The organism is Photobacterium sanguinicancri, assembly GCF_002265265.1.
GTDB classification, from domain to species: domain Bacteria; phylum Pseudomonadota; class Gammaproteobacteria; order Enterobacterales; family Vibrionaceae; genus Photobacterium; species Photobacterium sanguinicancri.
In genome coordinates this window covers 1-17,288 of record NZ_NOIF01000100.1, presented here as the reverse complement: position 1 = coordinate 17,288, position 17,288 = coordinate 1, and the positions used below count along the sequence as shown (strand labels likewise).

18 protein-coding genes are annotated in these 17,288 nt (G+C 45.5%); all 18 read right to left on the bottom strand.

From position 1 onward, the window contains the following. Positions 1-31: 31 nt before the first annotated feature. The gene (locus tag ASV53_RS14975; RefSeq protein WP_062690433.1) at positions 32-394 is read right to left on the bottom strand and encodes a helix-turn-helix transcriptional regulator; all 363 of its coding nucleotides are present in this window, start codon (positions 392-394) and stop codon (positions 32-34) included. Between the two features lie 245 nt (positions 395-639). Next, positions 640-1,020 carry a helix-turn-helix transcriptional regulator gene (locus tag ASV53_RS14970; protein WP_062690432.1) on the bottom strand — a complete coding sequence of 127 codons (381 nt, stop codon included), beginning with the start codon at positions 1,018-1,020 and terminating at the stop codon, positions 640-642. 384 nt (positions 1,021-1,404) lie between these two features. Beyond that, the gene (glmS, locus tag ASV53_RS14965) at positions 1,405-3,240 is read right to left on the bottom strand and encodes a glutamine--fructose-6-phosphate transaminase (isomerizing) (RefSeq protein WP_094957644.1); all 1,836 of its coding nucleotides are present in this window, start codon (positions 3,238-3,240) and stop codon (positions 1,405-1,407) included. Positions 3,241-3,252: 12 nt separating this feature from the next. Beyond that, positions 3,253-4,032, bottom strand: a complete 780-nt coding sequence (locus ASV53_RS14960) for a DeoR/GlpR family DNA-binding transcription regulator (RefSeq protein WP_094957643.1) — start codon at positions 4,030-4,032, stop codon at positions 3,253-3,255. Positions 4,033-4,245: 213 nt separating this feature from the next. Beyond that, positions 4,246-5,607 carry a bifunctional UDP-N-acetylglucosamine diphosphorylase/glucosamine-1-phosphate N-acetyltransferase GlmU gene (gene glmU / locus ASV53_RS14955; protein ID WP_062690430.1) on the bottom strand — a complete coding sequence of 454 codons (1,362 nt, stop codon included), beginning with the start codon at positions 5,605-5,607 and terminating at the stop codon, positions 4,246-4,248. Positions 5,608-5,778: 171 nt separating this feature from the next. Next, entirely contained in the window at positions 5,779-6,201 is a 423-nt protein-coding gene (locus ASV53_RS14950) for a F0F1 ATP synthase subunit epsilon (RefSeq protein ID WP_062690429.1), read from the bottom strand. A gap of 17 nt (positions 6,202-6,218) precedes the next feature. Next, positions 6,219-7,625, bottom strand: coding sequence for a F0F1 ATP synthase subunit beta (atpD, locus tag ASV53_RS14945; protein ID WP_094957642.1), 1,407 nt, complete (start codon positions 7,623-7,625; stop codon positions 6,219-6,221). A gap of 32 nt (positions 7,626-7,657) precedes the next feature. Then, positions 7,658-8,524 (bottom strand): F0F1 ATP synthase subunit gamma, encoded by an 867-nt coding sequence (gene atpG, locus ASV53_RS14940; protein WP_062690428.1) that lies wholly within the window; start codon positions 8,522-8,524, stop codon positions 7,658-7,660. A 44-nt stretch (positions 8,525-8,568) separates the two neighbouring features. After that, positions 8,569-10,110 carry a F0F1 ATP synthase subunit alpha gene (gene atpA, locus ASV53_RS14935; protein ID WP_062690427.1) on the bottom strand — a complete coding sequence of 514 codons (1,542 nt, stop codon included), beginning with the start codon at positions 10,108-10,110 and terminating at the stop codon, positions 8,569-8,571. A gap of 16 nt (positions 10,111-10,126) precedes the next feature. After that, positions 10,127-10,660, bottom strand: coding sequence for a F0F1 ATP synthase subunit delta (gene atpH, locus ASV53_RS14930; RefSeq protein ID WP_062690426.1), 534 nt, complete (start codon positions 10,658-10,660; stop codon positions 10,127-10,129). A gap of 16 nt (positions 10,661-10,676) precedes the next feature. Beyond that, complete coding sequence (atpF, locus tag ASV53_RS14925) at positions 10,677-11,147, bottom strand: F0F1 ATP synthase subunit B (RefSeq protein ID WP_062690425.1); 471 nt, start codon at positions 11,145-11,147, stop codon at positions 10,677-10,679. A 43-nt stretch (positions 11,148-11,190) separates the two neighbouring features. After that, positions 11,191-11,448 carry a F0F1 ATP synthase subunit C gene (gene atpE / locus ASV53_RS14920; protein ID WP_005302247.1) on the bottom strand — a complete coding sequence of 86 codons (258 nt, stop codon included), beginning with the start codon at positions 11,446-11,448 and terminating at the stop codon, positions 11,191-11,193. A 72-nt stretch (positions 11,449-11,520) separates the two neighbouring features. After that, positions 11,521-12,309: a F0F1 ATP synthase subunit A gene (atpB, locus tag ASV53_RS14915; protein ID WP_094957641.1), complete on the bottom strand. Its 789-nt coding sequence runs from the start codon at positions 12,307-12,309 to the stop codon at positions 11,521-11,523. A gap of 8 nt (positions 12,310-12,317) precedes the next feature. Beyond that, positions 12,318-12,707 carry a F0F1 ATP synthase subunit I gene (locus ASV53_RS14910; protein ID WP_062690423.1) on the bottom strand — a complete coding sequence of 130 codons (390 nt, stop codon included), beginning with the start codon at positions 12,705-12,707 and terminating at the stop codon, positions 12,318-12,320. 178 nt (positions 12,708-12,885) lie between these two features. After that, the gene (locus ASV53_RS14905) at positions 12,886-13,776 is read right to left on the bottom strand and encodes a ParB/RepB/Spo0J family partition protein (RefSeq protein ID WP_189337883.1); all 891 of its coding nucleotides are present in this window, start codon (positions 13,774-13,776) and stop codon (positions 12,886-12,888) included. A 15-nt stretch (positions 13,777-13,791) separates the two neighbouring features. Next, positions 13,792-14,610: a ParA family protein gene (locus ASV53_RS14900; RefSeq protein ID WP_062690422.1), complete on the bottom strand. Its 819-nt coding sequence runs from the start codon at positions 14,608-14,610 to the stop codon at positions 13,792-13,794. 17 nt (positions 14,611-14,627) lie between these two features. Continuing rightward, entirely contained in the window at positions 14,628-15,248 is a 621-nt protein-coding gene (rsmG, locus tag ASV53_RS14895; RefSeq protein ID WP_094957639.1) for a 16S rRNA (guanine(527)-N(7))-methyltransferase RsmG, read from the bottom strand. Positions 15,249-15,258: 10 nt separating this feature from the next. Next, positions 15,259-17,148 carry a tRNA uridine-5-carboxymethylaminomethyl(34) synthesis enzyme MnmG gene (gene mnmG, locus ASV53_RS14890; protein ID WP_062690420.1) on the bottom strand — a complete coding sequence of 630 codons (1,890 nt, stop codon included), beginning with the start codon at positions 17,146-17,148 and terminating at the stop codon, positions 15,259-15,261. Positions 17,149-17,288 lie beyond the last annotated feature (140 nt).

The window sequence follows — 17,288 nt, the reverse complement described above, 5'->3', positions numbered from 1 at the left end:
GATAAACACTAAGATCTTTTACGTCGATGTACTATTTAGGTACTTTCTTTTGTTGTTCAAACCAACAAGAAATAAAACTCAAATTAAGTTCAATTAACCGAGCGCGTAAAGAGGGAGGAACTTCAGCGAGCATATTAATCAATTGCTGAGTGTCTTCCTGCATACACGGACTGCTCGTTGGATTCTCTTCGAATAAAAACCAACCCAGTGGACGCTCTGTCACTTCCGCGATTAGCATTAATGTCGAGACTCTAGGCTCTGTTTTCGCAGACTCTAAATCAAGATAAGTTTGACGCGCGATGCCAAGCTTTTTAGCCATTCCAACTTGCGTAATCTCTTGCCATTCTCTCGCTTCACGAATTTTATTGGCGATCAATAATTTGGAAGTATTCATGCATATACCATCTACTTCATCGCTTATGCCAGTACAATAACTTGTACGACAACAAACGATCGCCTTAAGGCATACCTAAGTTGTTAATAACAAGGAATTATGCCCTTCGCATTTCACGCGTCACCGAGTGAACAGTCAATTTGTGACCCACGGCCCTCAATGTAAGCCTAAGTAGACATACATATTTTGACAATGCCTACAACATCGTACAACTCAATGCAGTGAGCGCTGTAACATAAATCTGCTTATTTTTTATCGCGCTGGGTTAATGCTTTAGTGTATTCCGCCATAAAGCCCGCTAAGTTGATACTTTGCTGCAAAATCACATTACGTGCCGAATGCGGCAAGCGACTAAAGTATTGCAATAAACGATCGATCTCTTCTTTGTACTCACTTTCTAAAATCTCGATCCCTTCATCACCATACACAAACCACGTTAGAGGGCGTTCGGTGATTTCTGAAATTTCTGACAGTAAGCGTACCTTAGGTTCGGTTTTACCGGTTTCAAGATCAAGATACGTTTGGCGAGCAACTTTTAGCTGTTGCGCCATATGTACTTGTGTCAGTCCTTTCCACTCACGAGCTTCACGGATACGTGCTGCTATTTTCGTTTTAGAATCTGTCATGTCTAACCTCCAATACACATCTAATAGAAGACTACTTAGTGTTCATGACTGAACTTGCACAAGGTGAGCCAATTTGGAGAAACCTAAAAAACAACAACAAATCAAATCATTACAAAAAATAACAACAAGCATGGTTAAAGCATTTCTATTTTGATTCGCAGAAAGTCGTACATCGCTATCTAGATTTTCATTTCGCAATATTCTCGTCACCCGAGCAAAACAACCTAGACAAATCCGTGTATTGGCTGCAATTTACCGTAGAAATAAGCGTCATTAATGTACTAGAGAATAGACGCTTTCATTCTGTCTCGAATCCCAGCCATAAAAAAAGCACCGATAACGGTGCTTTTTCTTAATGTTCAAACAAAAACTCAATCGCGAGATTTATTCAACCGTTACGGCTTTAGCCAAGTTACGCGGTTGGTCAACATCGGTCCCCTTAATTAAGGCAACATGGTACGACAGTAGCTGCATAGGTACGGTATAGAAGATTGGCGCAATCACCTCATCAACCCGTGGCATAGTAATAATTTTCATGCCGTCACACGCTTCAAAGCCCGCTTCGCTATCAGCAAAGACATACAGTAGACCACCACGAGCCCGGACTTCTTCGATATTTGATTTCAGCTTTTCAAGTAAGTCATTGGTCGGCGCAACCACAATCACCGGCATATCGGCGTCAATCAAAGCAAGCGGACCGTGTTTCAATTCACCCGCGGCGTATGCTTCGGCGTGAATGTAAGAGATCTCTTTCAGTTTCAGTGATGCTTCCATCGCAATAGGATAGAACTCGCCACGGCCTAAAAATAATGCGTGGTGCTTATCAGCAAAGTCTTCTGCTAATTGTTCAATCGGCTTATCAAACGCAAGTGCTTTCTCAATTTGGGTTGGTAACTGGTGCAATGACGCGACGATTTCACGCTCTTTCTCTGCACTGATCAGGCCTTTTTCTTTACCCAATGCCGTTACAAACATCAGCATTGCCACCAACTGAGTAGTGAACGCTTTGGTTGATGCTACACCAATTTCAGTGCCCGCTCGGGTCATGAAAGCCAAATCCGATTCACGGACCAATGAAGAACCAGCCACATTACAGATAGTGATTGCTGACATGTAGCCTTTTTCTTTCGCCAAACGTAGCGCAGCCAAAGTATCAGCCGTTTCACCCGATTGAGAAAGGGTTAGCAGTAAGCTATTTGGACGAGTGACAAATTTGCGGTAACGGAATTCAGAGGCAATTTCAACGTCACAGCTCACACCCGCCATCGATTCAAACCAGTAACGCGCCACCATACCTGCATTGTAAGAGGTACCACAGGCGATGATTTGGACGTGCTCAACTTTCTCTAGAATGTCTTTCGCACCGCTACCAATACTCTCAACAATCACGCTGTCGTTGGTAATACGGCCTTCCATGGTGTTAATTAACGCGCTTGGCTGCTCGTAAATTTCTTTTTGCATGTAATGACGGTACTGACCTTTATCGGCAGCATCTTGCTGTAGGTTCGACTCATGCACTTCACGCTCAACCGGCGCACCGCTGTCATCAAACACATTCACTTCACGACGAGTAATTTCAGCTACATCGCCTTCTTCAAGAAACATGAAGCGACGTGTTACATTCAATAGCGCTAATTGATCCGAAGCTAAGAAGTTTTCACCAACGCCTAAACCAATAACCAATGGGCTACCAGAACGAGCCACAACAACACGCTCAGGATCGCGACGGTCCATTACGACCGTACCGTATGCCCCTTCAAGCTGTGTCACGGTTTTTTGTACCGCTTCAAGCAAGGTTGCCGCTGATCGCAGTTCCCACTCCACTAAGTGAGCAATGACTTCGGTATCGGTTTGCGATACAAAGCAGTAACCACGCTCAGTCAGTAGGTTACGAAGTTCTTCGTGGTTTTCAATGATGCCGTTATGAACCAACGCAATATGATCACCTGAAACATGGGGGTGAGCATTAGATTCAGAAGGTTCACCGTGCGTAGCCCAGCGCGTATGAGCGATACCCGTTCCGCCAATCACAGGATTACTTTCAACGGCATCGGCCAATGCTTGCACTTTACCTAAACGACGTACTCGCGTTAAGTTGCCACCTTGATCGACCACAGCGACGCCAGCTGAGTCATAACCGCGATACTCTAAACGACGTAAACCTTCGACTAAAATCTCAGCCACATCACGTTGTGCTACTGCACCCACAATTCCGCACATATGAAAACTCTCCTAATTTTTTTCGACTGGCGCGCAAATCACTTGCACACCACACTGTTCAATTTGTTTTTTTGCCTCAGTATCGAGGCCTTCATCAGTAATCAAGGTACTAATGCTATTCCAAGGTAATTCCAAGTTTGGAATACGGCGGCCAATCTTGCTGGATTCCACCATCACAACAACTTCACGTGACACTTCCGCCATGACACGACTCAACCCGATGAGCTCATTAAAGGTTGTCGTCCCTCTTTCGATATCAATACCATCTGCACCAATGAATAGTTGATCAAAGTCATACGAACGTAGCACCGACTCCGCCACTTGGCCTTGGAAGGCTTCAGAGTGAGGATCCCAAGTACCGCCCGTCATTAATAACGTCGGTTCGTTCTCTAATTCATTAAGGGCATTGGCGACATTTAGGGAGTTGGTCATCACAATCAGACCCTGTTTGTCGTTCAAGAGGGGGATCAAACAGGCAGTGGTGCTGCCGCTATCAAAAATTAAGCGGTTATGGTCACGAATACGTTCAGCTGCCGCTTTGGCAATCGCTAACTTTCGTTCTGAAACATATTCTTCAGTCTCATCGACAGCAACTATTTCCGACGGCATCGCAATCGCACCGCCATAACGGCGCAATAGCAAGCCACTTTTTTCTAACGTCGCAAGATCTTTACGAATAGTCACTTCGGATGTGGCAAACTGCTGTGCCAAAGCATCCACGCTAGCTTCACCTTGCTGAGCAATAAAAGCGGCAATGCCATGACGGCGTTGCTGAGTATTTCGTTTCGACATGATATTTCGATTCATTAATCATAAGTTTCGATATGAAAGATAATAGTAGCAAAACAAAAGATAAAAGATCAATGCAACACTGGCATATTAATTGACGAAAATAATGTTTCAGCGGAGGAAATAGAAATGAAAAAGCGAGGACATCTAAAATAAAACAAAAAAAGGCAGGTTTACACCTGCCTTTTCAATTCGTTATATCACCATGATAAATGGCTATTTTTGTTTTTCTGGGCGTTTCCAACCTTTAACGGTACGAGCAGGCGCACGCGTGATCACGAGTTCACCCTCACCAACATCACGGTTAATGGTTGCACCAGCACCAATCGTAGCACCTTGACCAATTTTTACTGGGGCAATTAGCTGCGTATCAGAACCCACAAACACATCATCGGCAATTTCAGTTTTAAACTTGTTCGCACCATCGTAGTTACAAGTGATTGTGCCAGCGCCGATATTAACGCGATCGCCAATTTCAGCATCGCCTAAATAAGTCAGGTGGTTAGCTTTAGAGCCTTTGCCTAAACGTGATTTTTTCATCTCGACGAAGTTACCCACGTGCGAATCACCCGCTAGCTCAGCGCCTGGACGTAAACGGCTAAATGGACCAACTGTACAGTCTTCACCGACAGTCGCCCCTTCAATCACGCTGTACGGACGAATAATGGTGTTATCGTCGATCTCACAATCCTTCAGGATAGAACCAGCACCAATCACAACATTATTACCGAGTGATACGCAGCCTTCAATGATCACATTGACATCGATTTCGACATCCGTACCACATTGCAACTCACCACGAAGATCAAAACGCGTTGGGTCACGAAGCATTACACCTTGCTCTAACAAACGCTCAGCTTGCATTGCTTGATGCGCACGTTCTAGCTTAGCCAATTGAACACGGTTGTTCACGCCTTCGACTTCAATTGCACTTGCAGGATGTACCGCTTCCACTGCACGGCCTTCATTGTGAGCAATCGCAATAATGTCAGTCAGGTAGTATTCACCTTGGGCGTTGTCATTCTTAAGCGCAGATAACCAACGCTTCATGTCACCGCCGTTAACGACCATCACACCCGTATTGATTTCTTTGATCAGCTTTTGTTCTTCAGAGGCATCTTTCTGCTCAACAATCGCAACCACCGGGCCATTACGGCGCACAATACGACCGTAGCCCATAGGGTTATCAAGCACGACGGTTAGCAAGGCAATGCCGCCATCAGGCTGAGCATCCAATAAGTTTTCCAGCGTCTGACCGCTGATCAGTGGCACATCACCGTATAAAATCAGGACTTTCTCATCGTCAGCCACACCAGGACATGCTTGATTTACCGCATGGCCAGTACCTAACTGCTCTGCCTGCAGTACCCAATTAACAGGCTCATTCGCTAGTACTTCTTGCATGGCGTCGCCACCATGACCGTAGACAAGGTGAATGTTATTGGCACCAAGATCCACACAGGTGTCAATCACGTGCTTAGCCATTGGCTTACCAGCAAGGGTATGAAGTACCTTTGGCAGGTTAGAGTACATACGGGTGCCTTTTCCCGCGGCGAGAATTACAGCGCTGAAGTTCATGCAGCGTATCCTTTTGAGTGCATATTAAAAATAAAATTATGGCTATTGTAACTGGAGGGAAGTGGAGTTTTAAGATAAAGCCGTTATTTTTTACCATGTATTAACTTGCTATCACGCGCAAAAGACATAAAAAAAGCGACCCTAAGGTCGCTTTTTGTATCAGGCGTCTGATTAACGCGCTTTACGAGTCAGCTCTATAACACGAAGCTGAGCGATCGCTTTCGCGAGATCACTTGCCGCTTGAGCAAAGTCGATATCGCCATGCTGATTGTGGATACGCTCCTCAGCTTGACGTTTCGCTTCTTCAGCCTTGGCTGCATCCAAATCTTGACCGCGGATCGCGGTATCAGCTAATACAGTGACTGTATTTGGCTGAACTTCAAGCATACCACCAGAAAGATAAATAATTTCTTCCTCGCCGTGCTGCTTAGCAATTCGGATCATCCCTGGCGTAATAGTGGTCAACAACGGAGTGTGGCCTGCGTGGATACCCAGTTCACCTTCGCTACCAGTCACCTGAATATTTTCAGCACGACCAGAGAACAATTTTTTCTCTGCACTGACTACATCCAGATGGAAGGTTATCGCTGCCATGTCGCCTCCTAGTTAGCTTAAAGCTTCTTCGCTTTTTCTAATACGTCTTCAATCGCACCACAGTACATAAATGCCTGCTCTGGGATATCGTCGTATTCACCCGCTAGAATGCCTTTGAAGCTACGTAATGTCTCTTTAAGAGATACGTAAATACCAGGCGAACCAGTGAAGACTTCTGCAACGTGGTAAGGCTGAGTAAGGAAACGTTCAATCTTACGCGCACGAGATACAGCTTGCTTATCTTCTTCAGATAGCTCATCCATACCTAGGATTGCGATGATGTCTTTTAGCTCTTTATAGCGTTGTAGCATTGACTGAACGCCACGTGCGATGTCGTAGTGCTCTTGGCCAACCACTAGTGGATCAAGCATACGAGATGTTGAATCCAGTGGGTCGATCGCAGGGTATAGACCTAGCGATGCGATTTGACGAGAAAGTACTACAGTTGCATCCAAGTGAGCAAACGTCGTTGCTGGCGATGGATCCGTCAAGTCATCCGCAGGTACGTATACCGCTTGAACCGACGTGATAGAACCGCTCTTCGTAGACGTGATACGCTCTTGAAGTACACCCATCTCTTCTGCAAGAGTTGGCTGGTAACCTACCGCTGAAGGCATACGACCTAGCAGTGCTGATACCTCTGTACCCGCAAGGGTGTAACGGTAGATGTTATCGATGAACAGTAGAACGTCACGACCTTCGTCACGGAAACGTTCAGCCATTGTTAGACCTGTCAAAGCAACACGTAGACGGTTACCTGGAGGCTCGTTCATCTGACCGTAAACCATCGCTACTTTTGATTCTTCAGGCTTCTCAACGTTAACAACGCCAGCTTCCTGCATTTCAAAGTAGAAATCGTTACCTTCACGTGTACGCTCACCAACACCCGCAAACACAGATAGACCTGAGTGTTGAATCGCGATGTTGTTGATAAGTTCCATCATGTTTACGGTCTTACCAACACCCGCACCACCGAATAGACCGATTTTACCACCCTTAGCGAATGGGCAAATCAAGTCGATAACTTTCACGCCAGTTTCTAGCAGTTCAGTTACATTCGATTGTTCTTCGTAGCTTGGTGCTGCACGGTGGATAGAGTAACGCTCTTTCTCACCGATCTCACCACACTCATCAATTGGATGACCTAGAACGTTCATGATACGTCCTAGCGTAGCTGTACCGACTGGTACTTCAATTGGGCGGCCTGTGTTTTCAACAGACAAACCACGACGTAAGCCATCAGAGGTACCCATTGCGATACCACGTACAACACCGCCACCAAGTTGCTGCTGAACTTCCAGTACTAGTGTACCGTTTTCTTTTGCATCAACATGTAGGGCGTCGTATACCTGTGGTACAGAGTCCTGTGGAAACTCTACGTCGACTACCGCACCGATGATCTGTACGATCTTACCTGTAGCCATCGTTAATCCTCTAAACTTATTAATTCTTTGCCTTAAACAACAGATGCACCAGAAACAATTTCTGATAGTTCTTGTGTAATCGCAGCCTGACGGGCTTTGTTGTACACAAGTTGCAAATCATCGATAAGATTACTTGCATTATCTGTCGCAGCTTTCATTGCAACCATTCGTGCCGCTTGCTCACTGGCAAGGTTTTCCACCACACCTTGGTACACTTGTGATTCAACATAGCGAACCAATAGGGCATCAAGCAGTGGTTTCGGCTCGGGCTCATAAATGTAGTCCCAAGAGTGGCTGCGCTGCATGTCTTCGTCTTCCGACTTCGGCAAAGGCAGCAATTGATCAATCACGGGTTCTTGTACCATGGTGTTCACAAACTGGTTGTAAACTAGGTACAGGCGATCAAGTTCACCTTCATCATATTTCTTCAGCATCACGCCGACAGTACCAATCAGTTCATCCACTGTTGGTGCATCACCCAAGCCTGAAACTTGAGCTGCTACGTTACCGCCGTAGTTATTAAAGAACGATGTTGCTTTTGCACCAATAAGGGCAAGTTCAACATCAGCACCTTGCTGAGACCAACCTTGGATATCTGTCATAGCTTGCTTGAACAAGTTAATGTTCAAACCGCCACACAGACCACGGTCAGAAGAAACAATGATGTAACCCACGCGCTTGGCTTCACGCTCTTCGAGATAAGGATGCTTATACTCAAGGCTACCAAGGGCGATATGACCGATCACTTTGCGCATAGTTTGTGCGTATGGACGTGATGATTCCATTGCGTCCTGCGTTTTACGCATTTTAGACGCTGCAACCATCTCCATCGCTTTAGTGATCTTTTGAGTGTTTTTAACACTACCGATCTTGTTACGAATCTCTTTTGCGCCGGCCATCGTTACTCTCCGTTAGTAGGTGATCGCAAGCGATCACCAACCAATTACCAAGTCTGGGTCGCTTTGAAATCGTCAACCAGTTTTACAAACTGAGCTTCAATTTCATCATTCCAAGCGCCCGTTTCATCAATCTGAGATACAAGCTCAGCAAAATGACCTTTGGCATATGAAAGCAACGCGGCTTCGAAATCAGCAAGCTTCGTCAGCTCAACATCAGTCAAATAACCTTTTTCAGCAGCAAAAATCACCATGCCTTGTTCGAAAACAGACATAGGTGCGTATTGCTTTTGCTTCATCAATTCAGTCACTTTCTGACCGTGATCAAGCTGCTTCTTGGTCGCTTCATCAAGGTCTGACGAGAACTGTGCGAAAGCCGCTAGTTCACGGTACTGTGCCAGTGCGGTACGGATACCACCAGACAGTTTCTTGATGATCTTAGTTTGAGCAGCACCACCTACACGCGATACAGAAATACCTGGATCAACCGCTGGACGAATACCGGCGTTGAACAGTTCTGTTTGTAGGAAGATCTGACCATCGGTGATCGAGATTACGTTAGTCGGTACGAAAGCTGATACGTCACCTGCTTGCGTTTCGATAATTGGAAGCGCCGTTAGGGAACCCGTCTTACCTTTCACTTCACCGTTAGTGAATTTTTCTACGTAATGTGCGTTTACACGCGCTGCACGCTCTAGTAGGCGAGAGTGAAGGTAGAAAACATCACCAGGGAATGCTTCACGACCCGGTGGGCGTTTAAGCAATAGTGAAATTTGACGGTACGCTACCGCTTGCTTAGACAAGTCATCGTATACAATCAGTGCGTCTTCACCGCGATCGCGGAAGTACTCACCCATTGCACAACCTGAGTAAGGTGCAAGGTATTGTAGTGCAGCCGCTTCAGAAGCAGAGGCAACAACAACAACTGTGTTAGCAAGTGCGCCGTGCTCTTCAAGCTTGCGTACTACGTTAGCAATTGTTGATGCTTTCTGACCGATAGCTACGTAAACAGAGTAGATACCAGAATCTTTCTGGTTGATGATTGCATCGATCGCCATCGCTGTTTTACCAGTCTGACGGTCACCGATGATAAGCTCACGCTGACCACGGCCGATTGGAATCATCGCATCAACTGCTTTGTAACCAGTTTGCACTGGTTGATCAACAGATTGACGATCGATTACGCCAGGTGCAATTACTTCAACAGGAGAGAAAAGCTCTGTTTCAATTGGACCTTTACCATCGATAGGCTCACCTAGTGTGTTCACTACGCGACCTAACAATGCAGGGCCTACTGGTACTTCAAGAATACGACCAGTGCCCGTTACTTTCATGCCTTCCTGAAGGTCAGCATATGGACCCATTACAACCGCACCTACCGAGTCTCGCTCAAGGTTAAGTGCTAGTGCATAACGGCCATTAGGTAATTCAATCATTTCACCTTGCATAACGTCTGCAAGGCCATGGATTCGAACGATACCATCACTTACCGAAATGATAGTACCTTCGTTACGCGCTTCACTCACAACATTGAATTTTTCAATACGTTGCTTGATCAGTGCGCTAATTTCCGTGGAATTAAGTTGCATGCTCCAATTCCCCAAATCAAGACTGCAAAGTATCGCTCAGGCGGTTTAATTTTCCGCGTACTGAGTTATCGATTACTAAGTCTCCAGCTCTAATCACGACCCCGGCAATCAGGGTCTCGTCTACACTGCAATTCAGCTTCACTTTGCGCGCTAAACGCTGCTCAAGCTTCTCACTGATAGCAATAAGTTGATTGTCGTCAAGAGTGATCGCAGAGATCACTGTTGCTTCAATCGTTTTCTCGTGTTCACTTTTCAGGAACACGAACTCATCACTGACATCAGGAAGCGCTTTAAGGCGTCCATTTTCAGCCATTACTTTCAATAAGTTTTGGCCGAACTCGTCAAGTTGCTCACCACACACTGAAACAAAAATTTCAGTCAGTTTATCCGCAGCAAAACCGCTATCCAGAATATCCTGCATAGTCTCGTTTTTAACTACTTCGGCAGCAAAGGTCAGCATTTCCGCCCATTGGGCTAGCTCACCTTTCTCAACAGCAAAATCAAAGGCTGCTTTAGCGTAGGGGCGTGCGATAGTAGTCATATCCGACATGTGCTTGCCCCTTTAATTACAGTTCTGCTGTGACTTTGTTAAGAAGATCAGCGTGCGCATCTTTATCGATAGTACGCTCAATGATTTTCTCAGCACCAATCACGGCTAGAGTTGCAACTTGTTTTCTTAATTCGTCACGCGCGCGGTTACGTTCAGCTTCGATCTCAGCAAGACCTTGAGCTAGAATTTTGTCACGCTCAGCAAGGGCTTCTACCTTTGCTTCGTCAACGATTTGAGCTTTACGCTTATTAGCTTGCTCAATAACATCAGTTGCAGTACGTTTCGCTTCTTTGAGTTGATCAGAAGCATTTGCCTGCGCAAGGTTCAGGTCTTTGGTCGCGCGATCAGCGGCAGCCAAACCGTCAGCAATTTTTTTCTGACGTTCTTCAATCGCTTCCATAATTGGTGGCCATACATATTTCATGCAGAAAACCACAAATAGGAAGAAAGCGATCGCCTGACCCAGCAAAGTTGCATTCATATTCACAACTGCATCTCCTTAAAAAGGGTTGCTAGGGGACCGTTCGTTATTAACCAGCTAGTTGGCCAACGAATGGGTTTGCGAATGTGAATAGTAGAGCGATAACGATACCGATCATTGGAACCGCATCAAGCAGACCCGCAATGATGAACATCTTAACTTGTAGCATTGGTGCCATCTCAGGTTGACGAGCTGCACCTTCAAGGAATTTACCACCTAGTAGTGCGAAACCGATCGCTGTACCAAGTGCAGCAAGACCTACAATGATGCCCACGGCAATTGCAGAAAAGCTAAGTAAAGTTTCCATCACTATCTCCAGTTTATTGTTGTCGGCTAAAGTGCCAGTAAAAATTGAACAAAAATATTTTACAAATAATCGTTAATGATTGTCTTCATGTGCCTGAGACAGGTACACAATAGTCAACATCATAAACACGAATGCTTGAATTGTAATGACCAGGATGTGGAAAATTGCCCACGGTACTGAACCCAGCCATTGTGCCCACCACGGCATCAATGCCGCGATTAGGATAAACACCACCTCACCGGCAAACATGTTACCAAACAGACGCATACCTAATGAAATAGGTTTCGCTAGTAGCGATACCACTTCAAGAAGCAGGTTGAACGGAATCATGATCGGGTGATTGAACGGGTGAAGAGCCAGTTCTTTAGCAAAACCGCCAATGCCTTTCACTTTGATGCTGTAGTAAATCATCAATGCGAAGACACCCAACGCCATTGCCATGGTGATGTTAACATCAGCAGTCGGTACAACCTTAAGATAAGGAATACCTAAACCATGTTCTGCAGCATACGGAAGAAAATCAATTGGCACTAAGTCCATGATGTTCATCAGCATAATCCAGCAGAAAATGGTCAAACCCAACGGAGCGATCAGCGGGTTACGGCCGTGGAAAGTATCTTTAACGTTGGTATCAACGAATTCAACCATGATTTCCACAAAACACTGTAACTTACTTGGAACTCCTGATGTCGCCTTTTTCGCTACTGAACGGAATAACCATAAAAAGGCTATACCCGTTAAGACAGAGAAAAATAGGCTATCTATATGAACCGTCCAGAAGCCACCATCACCCACTGCCAAATTGGTCAGGTGGTGAGAAATGTATCCTGACGGCGTTAGCGCTTCACCTGGCGCAGCCATAACTCATCCTATTTGTTGTTGTTAATGAATAAAACCGGCCCAAAGATATTGATACCCAGAACCAGCAAATAGGCCAGTTTGAGGGGAACGAGTTCCACCTCCATATACAGGAAAACAACGGAAAACAGGATGACTGTGATGAGAATCTTCAATGCTTCACCACCAAAAAAGGAGGCCATCACCAATCGAGCCTTAGAGGCACCACTGAAGAGAAAAGCACAACCAGCAAATGCCGCGTTAGCAACAATAAAGATGCTACCACCGATAAGAGCTGAGACTCCCCAGTCAACACTGACAGCAAACACCGCCATTATTGCCGTTGTTAAAACGACGCCAGATTGTAACAACAGTAGCCTTTTCGCCAATTGGCGGCCGGGCTTCACTAGCGCCGATACCATGTATTCGTTCCTCGAGTCCATTCCACTGCACAAGTGTCGTGCTGGGAAAACTGCAAAAATTATACGGCTCATTAGATTGAAAGCAATCTAATTGCAGCAAAAAAAAGTGTTAGATTTTACAACACAATAACCTGATCACGTCATTGTAAATTATGCAACATCTCATACACGTTTGGTGTCACACTTCGTGACCAAACATTGCAAGAATTTGCGCTAACTTGTGCGGTTCATCGTAAGCGATAACGAGTTTTCCTCTACCACTTTTTTGCTGATTTAACGCAACATTGGCACCTAACTGCTCACTTAAGCGGCGTTCGAGGTCAACCACTTTAGGATCAGGGACTTTAACTGCGGATTCAACCGCAGGGTTTAGTAACTTTTTAACAAGCTTTTCAGTATCACGCACTGTTAACATTTTGTTAGTAACAATTTGCGCAGCTTCAAGCTGATTTTCATCATCGGTTATCGCCAATAATGCGCGAGCATGACCCATTTCAATCAATCGCTGCTCAACCATTTTTTTCACTGGCAAAGAGAGTTGATTCAAGCGTAATAAATTCGAGACACTCGCGCGAGATTTGCCGACAGCATCCGCGACTTGCTGGTGGGTAAGTGAGAACTCACCTTGCAACTGCTCTAATGCCTGTGCTTCTTCAATTGCATTCAGATCTTCACGCTGAATGTTCTCTATCAATGCCATTGCAATAGCGGCACGATCGTCAATCTCCTTAATAATACAAGGGACTTTCTGAAGGCCAGCTTGACGAGCCGCACGCCAGCGGCGTTCGCCAGCGATAATTTCATACCGTTCTTGAGCAACAAGGCGTACCACAATCGGCTGGATAACGCCTTGGGCTTTAATCGACTCAGCCAGTTCCGCTAAGGCTTCATCAGCCATCACTTTTCGTGGCTGATATTGGCCCGGTTGCAGCTGGTTGAGCGGCAAATCTTTGAAGGTACCTTCCGTTGACAGCGATTGGGCACGTTCAGCATGTTGTTGCTTTGAATGTGCAGCAGAACTGGTAGCCAATAGTGCATCGAGGCCTTTACCTAAGCCACGTTTATTCATGTTCATGTTTAACCCTTAAGACTGCATCGCATCGTCATTATGCGTACTTGTTAGTGTTTGCTCACGTGCAAGCTCATCACGGCGGATTATTTCACCAGCGAGGGCTAAATACGCTTTAGCACCACTTGAGTACTTGTCGTAATACATAGCAGGACGGCCATGACTTGGCGCTTCAGCTAAACGAACATTACGTGGGATCACCGTGCGGTAGACTTTATCCCCAAAATGCTTTTTCAATTGCTGTGAAACTTCGTTAGCTAAGCGGTTGCGCGGATCAAACATAGTGCGCAATAAGCCTTCTATTTTCAGATCGGCATTGACGACTGCGGTAAGCTTACTGATGGTATCCATCAATGCGGTTAAGCCCTCAAGGGCAAAATATTCGCACTGCATCGGTACTAATACCGAATCAGCAGCAGTCATAGCATTGATTGTAAGGAGGTTAAGCGCGGGAGGGCAATCAATAAAGATGAAATCATAGTTATCACGAACTGCAGCTAATGCATTACGCAAGCGTACTTCACGAGCAAAGACTTCCATCAATTTAATTTCAGCCGCAGTCACGTCCCCATTGGCGGCAACTAAATGGTAACCGCCCGTGGTCTCCGTGACTGCAACTTGTTCAAACGGGGTTTCTTCGACCAGAAGATCATAAGCCGTTGCATCAACCTGATATTTATCCACACCGCTAGCCATGGTGGCATTGCCTTGTGGATCCAAATCTATCAGTAAGACCTTACGTTGCGTCGCAGCAAGCGATGCTGCAAGGTTCACGCATGTTGTGGTTTTACCCACTCCGCCTTTTTGGTTGGCGACAGCTATAACTCTTCCCACGAAAAAACCTCAAGCAATTATTCCTTTGCCGTCAAGATTACTAGATGACGCTCCCCATCCAACTCAGGGACTTGCAAAGATTTGACCTCAGTCACAGAACACCATTCAGGTAGCTCTGCAACTTCCTGTTGATCGAACTGACCTTTAAGTGCCATGAAACAACCAGTATCTGCTGGTAAATGATGACACCAAGAGACCATATCGTTCATTGAAGCAAATGCACGACTTAATACACCATCAAAACCGATTTCAGGTTGGAATTCTTCCACACGGCTTTGCACAGGCGTAACGTTGGTAATTTTTAATTCAAAAACAACCTGGCGAATAAATCGAATTCGTTTACCTAAGCTATCAAGCAGAGTAAATGATTTCTCTGGATTCATAATCGCGAGAGGAATACCCGGTAAACCAGGGCCCGTACCAACATCGATAAAGCGATCACCCACAAGGTGCTCGCTAACCACAATACTATCCATGATATGTTTCACTATCATCTCATGAGGATCGCGGACCGAGGTCAAATTATACGCTTTATTCCATTTGTGGAGCAGCTCTACGTAACCAATAAGTTGATCGATCTGCTGCTCACTTACCACTAAATCAGTCTGCGCGATTAATTGCGCTAAACGCTGTTTCACTGTAACGCTCCTATTCGCCTTTTTTCAGCAAACCTTGTTTTTTCAAGTAAACCAATAACAATGAGATTGCCGCAGGGGTAATACCTGAAATACGTGATGCCATTCCAACCGTTTCAGGTCTTGCATCACTGAGTTTGGCAATAACTTCATTCGATAGGCCTTTTACGATGCTGTAATCCATATCAAATGGCAGTTTCGTTTTCTCGTGACGTAGGGATTTTTCCACTTCGTCTTTTTGGCGATCGATGTAGCCTTGGTATTTCACTTGAATCTCAACTTGCTCGCTGGCTTCTGCATCAGGATGCGAAGGGGCAAACGCTTCTAGTTCAGTCAATAAATCATAAGTCACTTCAGGACGGCGAAGAAGATCCTCACCACTCGCTTCACGATTGATCGGCGACTTCAGGATCTTATTCACATTTTCTACATGATCCGAACCGGTATGGATCCAAATATCTTTTAAACGCTGGCGTTCTTTCTCGATATTGTCCATTTTTTCATTAAAGCGTGCCCAACGAGTATCATCCACTAAGCCAAATTCACGGCCAGCTTCTGTTAAACGAATGTCGGCATTATCTTCACGTAGTAACAGGCGATATTCAGCACGTGACGTAAACATGCGGTACGGTTCTTTAGTACCCATGGTCGACAAATCGTCAATCAACACACCCATGTAAGCTTGATCACGACGAGGACTCCAGCCATCTTTGCCTTGTGCCTGTAACGCGGCGTTCATACCCGCTAGCAAACCTTGAGCGGCCGCTTCTTCATAGCCTGTAGTACCGTTGATTTGACCCGCAAAGAACAGACCTTCGATAAATTTAGTCTCAAAAGTTTGCTTTAAATCACGCGGGTCAAAGAAATCGTATTCAATCGCATAACCAGGTCGAACAATGTCGGCATTTTCAAAACCTTTCATTGAACGCACAATTTTCATCTGTACATCAAAAGGCAAACTGGTCGAGATCCCATTCGGGTATAACTCGTGCGTCGTTAGACCTTCAGGTTCAATGAAGATTTGGTGACTGTCTTTGTCAGCAAAGCGCATCACTTTGTCTTCGATCGATGGGCAATAGCGCGGGCCAATGCCTTCAATCACACCAGAATACATCGGACTGCGATCCAAATTATTACGGATCACATCATGTGTATTTTCATTGGTGTGGGTAATAAAACATGGGATCTGACGAGGATGATCCGACTGCTTGCCCATAAAAGAGAACAGGGGCGTAGGATTATCACCGTGTTGTGCTTGAAGCTGGCTAAAATCAACCGTACGCGCATCAATGCGTGGTGGTGTACCAGTCTTTAAACGATCAACTCGGAAGGGAAGATCACGTAGTCGATTTGCCAACGCAATCGACGGTGGATCGCCCGCACGGCCGCCGCTGTAATTTTCAAGACCAATATGGATCTTTCCACCAAGGAAAGTACCCACAGTCAGTACTACGGTCTTGGCACGGAACTTAAGTCCCATCTTGGTTACTGCACCAACAACACGTTGATTTTCAACAATAAGATCATCAACCGATTGTTGAAATAGCATTAAATTTGGTTGATTTTCAAGGGCTTCACGTACAGCTGCTTTGTACAAAGCACGATCGGCTTGCGCACGAGTGGCGCGAACCGCAGGGCCTTTCGACGAATTTAACGTACGGAATTGGATCCCGCCTTTGTCAATCGCTTGAGCCATCAAGCCGCCAAGGGCATCCACTTCCTTAACCAGGTGTCCTTTCCCGATCCCGCCAATGGCTGGGTTACATGACATTTGACCCAATGTGTCGATGTTATGGGTTAAAAGTACGGTTTTTTGACCCATTCGAGCAGCAGCCAATGCGGCTTCAGTACCGGCATGACCACCACCAACCACGATGACATCAAAATTTTCCTGGTAAAACATGGAACTACCTCAGGTATTTAAATCGCCAGTGAATTAGCTTCAAGCAAAGGGGGAGTATTCTAACTTGTTTCGTGGAAAGAGAGAATCTTTCATCAAGATCATTTGATCATCGAAAGTGCCCTGCTTAAATATATATAAAG